General features: G+C 35.8%; 2 protein-coding genes. Both read right to left on the reverse strand.

What is annotated here, in order from left to right; all coding sequences use genetic code 11:
- Positions 1-129 precede the first annotated feature (129 nt).
- Positions 130-1,011: a hypothetical protein gene (locus ACOVO2_RS13170; RefSeq protein WP_421770425.1), complete on the reverse strand. Its 882-nt coding sequence runs from the start codon at positions 1,009-1,011 to the stop codon at positions 130-132.
- 11 nt (positions 1,012-1,022) lie between these two features.
- The gene (locus tag ACOVO2_RS13175; RefSeq protein WP_421770426.1) at positions 1,023-1,976 is read right to left on the reverse strand and encodes a ParA family protein; all 954 of its coding nucleotides are present in this window, start codon (positions 1,974-1,976) and stop codon (positions 1,023-1,025) included.
- Between the last annotated feature and the right edge of the window lie 242 nt (positions 1,977-2,218).

Here is a 2,218-nt window from a genome sequence, read left to right on the forward strand (position 1 = left end):
TATCGTTTTATAACTTTTATTATGTTAAACATAAAAAAACATTATCATAATTTTTTATATCTGTGAATCTAATTATCAGCAAGTTATATCATATCATGAGCCAGAGTCTAATAAATATGCTCTGATATTTCAAAGCATATCCTTCAACTCATTCAATTTCGCAATCAGTTGTTCGCAGGCTTTCTTTGAACGAACTTTTTCGGCCATTTTTTTGATTTCCAACAAAAGTTTTTCTGTTTTTGGCGAAAGATTTTCGTTTGTGTTTGCTTCATTTATAATCTCGCCCAAAGATTTGATTGAATTTTCTTCAAAATCAGCGTCTGCGAGTGCCTGAATCTCTTTCTTACTTATTTTGCTTTTTCCCTGCAAAACCTCTTGGCGAAGTTCGCTTGAAAGCTTATTTAAGCCAGAAGCAAATTTTCCATCATTTTTAATCGTCCGAGAAGTCACATTAAACTGTTCGGCAAGGTTTTCGGCAATATTTACAACCTCTTCTCCCCTACCCTCCTGAGCCAATTGTAATGCTACTCCCCTTTTGCCTTTTTGTGCATTATATTTTAAGCCTCTATAATACGATTCTTCTTCGAGCGTCAGATTCCTTCGCCCTATTTGCAAGTCAATCATATACTCTTTTACCGCTTCGATACTCTCAAAGGTTTTGAGCATAATCTTAAAATCAATACTATTTTTTTTGCAAATTTTATAACGATTATGTCCATCAATCAGCACATACACCGAAAGTTCAGACTCTCCCCTACCCAAATCATAGGCCGATGTTTCCCACAAAATTAGAGCATCCTGACAGCCATGTGCCAAGATATTTTGCTCGAGTTGGCCGAATTGTTCGTCGGTGAGTGGTCTAATAAATGCCTGTAGCTCAGGCAGTATTTCAATACTACTTTTTACTCGTTCGATATCATTGAAGGCTCCCAGTGCTGTTGGTTTTGGAATATTGTGTATGGTGGTTAATTCTTGTGCTTTTTTCTTGAAAAGTTCTTTCTTTGAGGCCATTTCTCTTAATTTTATTTTGTTTCAACCGAAGCTACTTCTTTTGCCAATGCCATATACTGTTTAGCGGCTTTTGATTTACCATCAAATCTAAAGATATCTTCATTCAAATATTGACTCTGTTTAATAACAGTCTGATTTTCAATCATACTCTCAAAAACAGGAATTGTTGGGTAGGTTTCTTGCACGTTTTCCATAATTGCCTGATGAATCGTCTGATTAGGATGCACCATCGTAAAAAGAAAGCCTCTAACTTTTAAGGTCAGATTTGTATATTCTTTAACATTATCAATTTTTTCAATCAGGTTACGCACCCCATTAAACGCCGAACTTTCTGGCTGTATTGGAATAATACATTCGGTCGAAGCATTAAGTGCTGAAATTGTCATGACGCCAAGCGATGGTGGGCAATCAAAAAGTATAAAATCATACTGGTCAGTGAGTGCTTGGATCTTTCGGGCTAAACGCATTTCAGAACCAACCTCAGTTATCAGCTTAATTTCGTAAGTAGCCATCTTGATATCCGACGGAGCAAGAAATAAATTTTCCTCTACTTCCAAAATCGGTAATGGTTCTCTCGTAATCAAAGATTCTATCACTTGTTTTTCAGGATTATGCACCCCAAAACATTGTGACAGATTTCCTTGAGAATCCATATCAACCAGCAGAACTTTATATCCCAGAAGTGTCAGTGCTTTTCCTAAGTTAATGGTCGTGGTGGTCTTCCCCACCCCACCCTTATGATTTATCAATGATACACAGCGAGCCTTTGAAAATGAGTTTTCAGAGTAACCATAATTTCGCATGACTACCTCCAACTTTTCAAGGTGTTTTGCTGAAAACGGTTGCACTCCTTCGAGTGCTTTATATATAGTTGTTGCCGGAATTCCAGCCTCTTTTTCTAACTGAGTACGGTTAATCGAAGGTTTTGAGTTTAAGAATTTTCGAACAATTTCGATACTTATCATGCTTTTTTTGAGTTATTTTCTTACAAATATATAAAATCATATATATTTATCAAAACAATATATTACAATTTATATATTTATTTTTCCAAAAGTGAAATCGTTTCACTTTTGGAAAAGCCGTGAAGATTTGGGCGAAGATTGCCACCAAAAAATCAATAAGTGAAATCGTTTCACTTTTGGAAAGGCAGTGAAGATTTGGGCGAAGATTGCTACCAAAAAATCAATAAGTGAAATCGTTTCAC

The organism is Emticicia sp. (assembly GCF_049241225.1).
GTDB lineage: Bacteria > Bacteroidota > Bacteroidia > Cytophagales > Spirosomataceae > Emticicia.